The 8,121-nt window shown below is 48.6% G+C and carries 5 protein-coding genes; 1 reads left to right on the forward strand and 4 read right to left on the reverse strand.

Translation table 11 applies throughout. The features are described from left to right. Positions 1-45 precede the first annotated feature (45 nt). The 4 genes from recG to grxC all read right to left on the reverse strand — a co-directional run bounded on the left by recG (position 46) and on the right by grxC (position 6,356). Positions 46-2,085: an ATP-dependent DNA helicase RecG gene (recG, locus tag HMPREF3047_RS07720; protein WP_070713418.1), complete on the reverse strand. Its 2,040-nt coding sequence runs from the start codon at positions 2,083-2,085 to the stop codon at positions 46-48. 249 nt (positions 2,086-2,334) lie between these two features. Then, positions 2,335-5,379, reverse strand: coding sequence for a TonB-dependent siderophore receptor (locus HMPREF3047_RS07725; protein WP_070713421.1), 3,045 nt, complete (start codon positions 5,377-5,379; stop codon positions 2,335-2,337). A gap of 263 nt (positions 5,380-5,642) precedes the next feature. Further along, positions 5,643-6,077: a protein-export chaperone SecB gene (gene secB / locus HMPREF3047_RS07730; protein WP_003745844.1), complete on the reverse strand. Its 435-nt coding sequence runs from the start codon at positions 6,075-6,077 to the stop codon at positions 5,643-5,645. 21 nt (positions 6,078-6,098) lie between these two features. Next, positions 6,099-6,356, reverse strand: coding sequence for a glutaredoxin 3 (gene grxC, locus HMPREF3047_RS07735; protein ID WP_003684090.1), 258 nt, complete (start codon positions 6,354-6,356; stop codon positions 6,099-6,101). 237 nt (positions 6,357-6,593) lie between these two features. Between grxC and HMPREF3047_RS07740 the strand changes: the two genes are divergently transcribed. Further along, positions 6,594-8,087 carry an Rne/Rng family ribonuclease gene (locus HMPREF3047_RS07740; protein WP_070713423.1) on the forward strand — a complete coding sequence of 498 codons (1,494 nt, stop codon included), beginning with the start codon at positions 6,594-6,596 and terminating at the stop codon, positions 8,085-8,087. The last annotated feature ends 34 nt before the right edge of the window (positions 8,088-8,121 follow it).

The raw sequence follows: 8,121 nt of genomic DNA on the forward strand, positions 1-8,121 counted from the left end.
GCCGTCTGAAATCTTTCAGACGGCCTTTTTCTTTTAAAGCAAACCTTATACGCCCAAATAACCTTCCCTGCTGGCAAGCCATCTTGCCAAATGCGCTTCGACGATTTCAGGGTTTTGTTCAATCAGCAAAGGGGCGATTTCGCGCGCTTGTTCTAAAAGGTGTAAGTCCTCTTCAAGGTTGGCAAAACGCAGCATGGGAACGCCGCTTTGACGCGCGCCGAGAAATTCGCCGGGGCCGCGGATGTTGAGGTCTTGGCGGGCGATTTCGAAGCCGTCGGTGTGTTCGTAGATGACTTTCAGCCGCGCCTTGGCAAGTTCGCTCAAGGGTTCTGCAAACAGAAGGACGCACACGCTTTCTGCCGCGCCGCGCCCTACCCGTCCGCGTAATTGATGAAGCTGCGCCAAGCCCATGCGCTCGGCGTGTTCGATCACCATCAGGGCGGCATTGGGCACATCTACGCCGACTTCGATGACGGTGGTGGCGACCAAGACGTTCAGACGGCCTGCGGCAAACTGAGCCATGACTTCGGCTTTTTCAGCGGCCTTCATGCGCCCGTGCACCAAGCCGATGTTGAGTTTGGGCAATGCCGCCTGAAGCTGCTCTAGGGTTTCGGTGGCGGTTTGCAGTTGCAGGGTTTCGCTTTCTTCAATCAGCGGGCAGACCCAGTATGCCTGCTGCCCTTTGCGGCAGATGTTGAGGACGAAGCCTTCGACTTCGGCGCGGCGGACATTGTTGACGAGGCGGGTTTTAATCGGGGTGCGCCCGGGCGGCAACTGGTCGATGACGGACACGTCCAAATCGGCGAAGAAACTCATGGCGAGCGTGCGTGGGATGGGCGTGGCGGACATCATCAGCTGGTGGACGTCTCGTCCTTTGTTTTTGAGGGCAAGGCGTTGGGCGACGCCGAAGCGGTGTTGTTCGTCCACAATCACCAAGCCCAGATTTTGGAACTCGACGTCGTCTGAAAACAGGGCGTGCGTGCCGACGGCAATTTTGACAGCACCGTCAGCCAGTTTGGCTTTGGCTTCGTCTTTGGCTTTTTTACGCTGGCTGCCTGAAAGCCAGACGACTTCAAGGCCTAAAGGCTCAAGCCATTGTTTGAACTTGGTGAAGTGCTGTTCGGCAAGGATTTCGGTCGGCGCCATTACAGCCACCTGTGCGCCGGATTCAATAGCCGTCAAAGCAGACAAGGCGGCAACAATGGTTTTGCCGCTGCCGACATCGCCTTGCAGCAGACGGTGCATGGGATGGGTTTGCGCCATATCACGGCAGATTTCGGAAACAACTTTTTCTTGTGCATCGGTCAGGGCAAACGGCAAGGCGTGGCGCAGAGCTTGAGTCAATGTACCGTCGCCGCCCAATGCTGTGGCCGAGCCGCTAACGCGCTTCTGCCGCGCCAAGCGCATGGAAAGTTGTTGCGCCAAAAGTTCGTCAAATTTAAGCCGTTGCCATGCAGGCAGCGTGCCGTCTGAAAGTTGATGAATAGTGAAGCTTGGCGGCGGCGAATGCAAAAGGCGCAGGCTTTCGGCAAGGTGCGGCAGTTTCAGACGGCCTAATAAAGCATCAGGCAAGGTGTCGTGCAACGGCGTAACGTCCAAGGCCGTCTGAATAATACGGCGCAAAGTAGGCTGGTTCAAACCGTTTACGGTCGGATAAATCGGCGTAAGGCTTTCCGCCAAACCACTGCCCTCGGCATCGCGGATTTTGGGATGAATCATCTCGTCGCCGTGAAACCCGTGTTTGATTTCGCCCACAGCGCGGATGCGCTTACCGACCGCCATCTGTTTCTGGTTGCTGGCGTAAAAGTGGATGAAGCGCAGAAAAAGGACGCTGCCGGAACCGTCGGCAATTTGAACAATCAGCTGTTTGCGTGGCTTAAAAGTTACTTCCTGATGGATGACCTCACCCTCGACCTGACACGGCACGCCGATCGGCGCATCCTTAATCGGCATGATGTGCGTCTCGTCCTCGTAACGCAGCGGCAGATGCAAAACCAAATCCCATGCGGTGTTGAGGTTGAGTTTGTCGAGCTTCTTGGCGGAAACGTCGGTGATTTTGAGCTGTTTTTGGGTTTCGGGAGTCATCTTAAAAGGCAGCTGATTGAAAGTTTGCTGTATTTTATCCGAAAACAAAAAGGCCGTCTGAACGCAATGTTTCAGACGGCCTTCAAAGCTGAATACTTGAAACAAATTAATATTTGAAAATACGCCGGCTATCGAATCAACTTCAGCCATTGTTAGGAAACAGCTTTCAAAAAAGAAGGATATTCAACCCATACTTTTATCAGGAATTTGGCCAATAATGTTCACATACCAAATAATGATCCATTCGCTCTAGAAATGCCAATCCAATTTCAGTTTGACTGTCCGCGGTTCACCATAGAAATTGTTTTGACCTCGCGTACGGTTGTAGTTGTTTTCAAAATACGTCCTGTCAGTCAGGTTAGTTCCTATCAGGCTGATTCTACCGTGTTTGTGAAAGTCATATTGAACAAAGCCATCTATAAGTCCGTAGCCTCCTTGGCGAATATTGTAAAGGCTACTTGTGCGACTTTGCGCGGATATTCCGCCACCCAAGGTCAACTTAGTTTGAGGCAAGTGGTAGCTTGTACCGAGGCGGAACATATGTACCGGCGTGAAGTTACTGAAGTTATACGGGTCGGCAGTCGTGTTTTTCTCCAACCGCTCCGCATTGACTTCTGCAGCATTTTTATACTTACTTTTGTTATATGTGTAGCCAACAAAAATACGCCAGTTTTCCGACAATTCGCCAGCCAATTCAAGTTCTGCACCGCTGCTCTTAACCTTACCCACAGGTTTGGCGATGGTTTGGAATGAACCTCCGTTACGACTAGTATCGGGAACAAATCCGAAATCGACAACGGTTCGGTTTTTCTGCTGTAAAACAAATAAGGCAAGCGAAGCATTCAGACGGCCTTGCAAGAACGACCCTTTCCAACCTATTTCATAGTTAGTCCCGATGAGTGGTGGAAGAACGGATTTGCTGGTTACATCAACGTTATCCTGTTGTTTAAAAATCTTAGTATAGCTGGCATACAAGCTTTGTTGCGGTGTCAGGTCGTAGGTAATGCCTGCATATGGCGTAAACCGATGACTTTGCATTTTTGAGGTGTAGTGTTCTTTGTCGATTTTATTACTGCTCTCAGTTTGAAATGCCGTAGCAGGCTGGCCGTAGCGTACAGGCATTTCTTTGGCTTGTGTGGTTTCATAGCGCGTATAGTGCATACCGCCCAAGAGATGCAAACGGTTGGTTGCATTAAAGCGGGTACTGAAAGTCAAAGAATGTGTTTTATTCGTGTTAAGGTATTTCGAATAATTGTATAACGCCGGAACATGATCATCTGCAACCTGAACAGTTTTCCACAGCGGCGTTTTCAGATATTGGTTTGCCCATTTCAAATTCCCCTCTTCATCCCGCTCCTGTATTTTGTTTCCATTTGCATCCAATTCGTAAACAGGATCTTGCACCATTACGCGCTCACCATTGTCGTTGACTGTCCAGACAGGCTTGCCCTCAGCATCCAAACGGGGAGTATATTTAGTAACATGCGCGCCACTGCATTCCGGCACATAGATCTTGTTATTACCTTTTTCGTTATAAATATGCCAATCTGGTTCGACAATGCCCTTTTCTAAAGGATTACGCTCCGGACCATCGGGATGAATACCGCAACTGCCTGCACCTGCATAACCTTGAGGACGGACAAAATAACGGTTTTGATATATTTCCGTATAGGCAGAACGGATTTTTTCATTGTTATACGCATAGCCGACAAAGAAATCATGTTCACGTCCAAGCAGGCGGTAGTTACCTGTCAGATCCAGCTTAAAGCCCCATTGCACATCGTGTTTGGTATAGTGCAACGGCATGAAGTTGTAACGGCGGTTGTATGTGTGGCGAAGATTGTATGCTGAGTTGTATAGACGGTTGGGAAACAAACCTTCTGCATTGTTAATAATGCCTTGCTTTGCAAGCTCCTTATCAACAAACTCTTTTTTATCTACTTCTACACCAGGATCCTGCCAGTCGTTGCACAGGAAATCCAAACCAATGTCCTGCATACATTGATCAAAACCTGCCCGACGTGCTGCCGCCCTTTGGGAGCGATATTGTTCAAAAGCAGATGCATCGAAATGATGGGCAACGTAATCTACTTTTTTCTCTTCATATGTTTTAGTGACGCCATCACGATATTCTTTTAATTTTGCCAACGCCTTGTCTTTAGGCTCAAAAGGGATCACCTCTCCCTTTTCAGTTAGGAAACCTGTTGCCGCAGATGCTGAAATACCTGCCGCGTGTTCGTTTTTCAGAAAAAATTGTCCGACTTTGGCATCTGAATCATTACGCGTATAAGAAATTTCGGCATTGAGTTGCCATCCATTGTCAAAAACATGTTTGAAACCGGAAAAAATATTGTATTTATCAGCCTTCAGGCGTGACCATGAGGTTTCACCCAAATAAGTATTACGTGGCAATTTCAAAGGATTGTTACAGGCCGGACTGGAGCTGAAGGCCGCAGTTTTTTGATCCTCACAAGGTAAAATCACGCCGGCAAAATCGGGAATATCTTTATTTTTCTGATAAGTACCACCCAAAGTCAGCATACTGTTATCACTCAAATCCGTATCAATCACACCATAAACCATGTCTTTCTTGTTCCATACACCCTCTTTAAAAGAGCGGTGGTCCTCATGAACACCAACCAGCCTACCGCGTACCGTATGTTCATTATTCAAGCTTCCAGATACATCCAAAGCCAAACGCTTGCTGCCCCTATGGTCAGTGCTGATTTCACCTGTATGCTTAAACAGAGCTGTTGGCCGCTTACGGATTAAATTAATGGTTCCACCCGGTTCAGAATTGGACTGAGTAAGACCGGTTGCACCTCTGACAACCTCAATGTGATCATAAACAGCCAGGTCTGTACTGGGTGAGACATCGATTTTTGCCGTATAGCCCGAACGTCCAGACACATTAGTGGTAATACCGTCTTCACCAATCTGATCAACATAGAAACCACGAGACAAAAAACGAGTTTGTAGGCCCGAATCGCGAACCACGTTGATTCCCGTAGTGTTTTTCATTGCATCTTCTAAAGAATATATTGCTTTATCATCTAGCTGCCGACGCGTCATTACGCTCACCGACTGCGGCGTATCCTTGCCTGAAATACGCAAGCCAGTCGCCGTTGCCATCGTTCCGATTGTATAAGACTGACTGCGCTCGGTATTACTTTGTGCCTGCCGTTTGCCACTGACCTTGACCGTATCCATGTCTACATGTTCCACTTCTTGATGTCCTGTATCTGCAAAAACGGTTTGGCAAGGCAGCACCAATAACAAACAAATTGTTTTCATTTGAAAATCAGGTTTCACAACTATTTCCTTAATTAATAGAATCTATTTATCTGCTAGATAAAAATTACAATTTATTGATTTTAAATGGTATATAACCTATAAAATTTAAAATTAGATCGTAATGATAAACGATATCATTATATACTTATTGCATTAATATATGAACTTTTTGTTATAGATTTTTTCTTATGTCCTGATTTTTAGATAAAAAAAGGCCGTCTGAACGCAATGTTTCAGACGGCCTTAATTTAGGTATAACGCGATTAAGCGTTAGCTTCCTGTTGTTGTTGGTAGATGGCTTCGAAGTTGATCGGGGCAAGCAGTACAGGCGGGAAGCCTGCGCGGGTTACGCTGTTGGAAATGGCTTCGCGTGCGTAAGGGAACAGGATGTTCGGACAAGCAACGCCCAGCAGCAGTTGTACGTCTTCTTCAGGAATGTTTTCCAAACGGAAGATGCCGCTTTGGGTAACTTCGTTCAAGAACATGGTGCGCTCTTCGTTCAGTTTGGCAGTCACGGTAACGGTAACGTCAACGCTGTAGAAACCGTCTTCCAGTTTGGTGTTGCCGGTAGAAACGCGCATATCGACTTCAGGCTCGCCTTGTTCCAAGAAGATTTGTGGTGCGTGAGGCACTTCCAAAGACAAGTCTTTTACATACAGACGCTCAACGCTGAATACGGGTTGCAATTCTTCGCTCATTTTATTTTCCTAAGTTAAGGGTTAAGGATTCAGTAATTCGTCCAACTTGCCTTCCTGCTGCAAGCGGTACAAATCGGTAAAGCCACCGACATGGGTATCGCCGATAAAAATCTGCGGCACGCTGCGCTGGCCGGAAAGCTGCTGCATTTCGGCAAAAACTTCCGGATTGCCGTCGATGCGGATTTCGTTGATTTCTTTCACACCCACCGCCTGCAACAGCCTTTTCGCCATGGTGCAGTACGGGCAATATGGACCGGTATAAACAGTAACGGTTTGCATGATTTCTTCCAAAATACCAATGTTCATGACTATATGGGCATAGGTGCTATTTTACAAGTGTTCCCGCCGTACGGTTGTAAAAAACATTCAGACGGCCTCTTAGCTATAAACATTTGTGCAGATGCGGAAAAACCATAATTAAAGTATGATAAGCGCTTTCGCAGAATGACTTTTGCCATTTGTTTTTTGGAGAAGAACACATCGCAAAAGTTTTTCTATTCAAAATCAGGTATCGCCATGCTTTCAGGAATTCCCATCCCCAAGGACGCCGTGCGTCCGCCCGAAACCGTCCTCGTCAACATTACGCCGCAAGAAACGCGTGTGGCTGTTTTGGAAGAGAACAATATCTGCGAGCTGCACATCGAGCGCAACAGCGGCCACAGCTTGGTCGGCAATATTTATTTGGGCGTCGTCAAACGTGTCCTCCCCGGCATGCAAAGCGCGTTCATCGATATCGGCTTGGAACGCGCCGCGTTTCTGCATATCGTCGATGTCCTCGAACAACGCCGCAACCCGGACGAAACCCAACGCATCGAACATATGCTCTTTGAAGGTCAGTCTGTCTTGGTTCAGGTCATTAAAGACCCCATCAACACCAAAGGCGCGCGCCTATCCACCCAAATCTCACTGGCCGGCCGTTTCCTCGTCCATCTTCCGCAAGAAGACCACATCGGCATTTCCCAACGCATTGAAGACGATGCCGAACGCAGCAGCTTGAGGGAGCGCCTCAACAACCTGCTGCCCGAAAACGCCTGCCACGGCTACATCATCCGCACCAATGCTGAAAACGCCTCCGATGACCAACTGCAATCAGACATCAACTATCTGACCAAAGTATGGGAACACATTCAAAAACAAGCGAAAATTCAGCCGCCCGAAACCCTGCTGTATCAAGATTTGCCTTTGAGCCTGCGCGTTTTGCGCGATATGTTCAGCCTCGATACGCACAAAATCCTGGTTGATTCCACCGAAAACCACCGCCGCATGACCCAGTTTGCCGAACAATACGTTCAAGGCGCATTGGGCAGAATCGAGCTGTTCAAAGGCGAACGCCCCCTATTTGAAACCCACAACATCGAGCAGGAAATCGCCCGCGCCCTGCAACCGCGCGTCAATCTCAACTTCGGCAGCTACCTCATCATCGAGTCCACCGAAGCCATGACCACCATCGATGTCAACACCGGCGGCTTTGTCGGCGCGCGCAATTTTGATGAAACCATCTTCCGCACCAACCTCGAAGCCTGCCACACCATCGCCCGCGAACTTCGCCTGCGCAATCTCGGCGGCATCATCATCATCGACTTCATCGATATGGCACAGGAAGTCCACCGCGAAGCCGTCCTGCAAGAGCTTGCCAAAGCCCTCAGTTTCGACCGTACCCGCGTCACCCTCAACGGCTTTACCAGCCTGGGCCTTGTCGAACTGACCCGCAAACGCTCGCGTGAAAACTTAAGTCAAATCCTCTGCGAACCCTGCCCTTCCTGCCAAGGCAGGGGCCGTCTGAAAACGCCGCAAACCGTGTGCTACGAAATCCAACGTGAAATCGTCCGCGAAGCGCGACGCTACGATGTCCAAGCCTTCCGCATTTTGGCTGCTCCGAATGTCATCGACTTGTTCCTAGATGAAGAATCCCAATCGCTGGCGATGTTGATAGACTTTATCGGCAAGCCGATTTCGCTGGCAGTCGAAACCGCCTACACGCAGGAACAATACGATATTGTGTTGCTGTAAAAATAAAAGGCCGTCTGAAAACTTTTCAGACGGC

The sequence above is a fragment of the Neisseria sp. HMSC075C10 genome (genome assembly GCF_001815615.1).
In the GTDB taxonomy this organism is placed as follows: Bacteria; Pseudomonadota; Gammaproteobacteria; order Burkholderiales; family Neisseriaceae; genus Neisseria; species Neisseria subflava_A.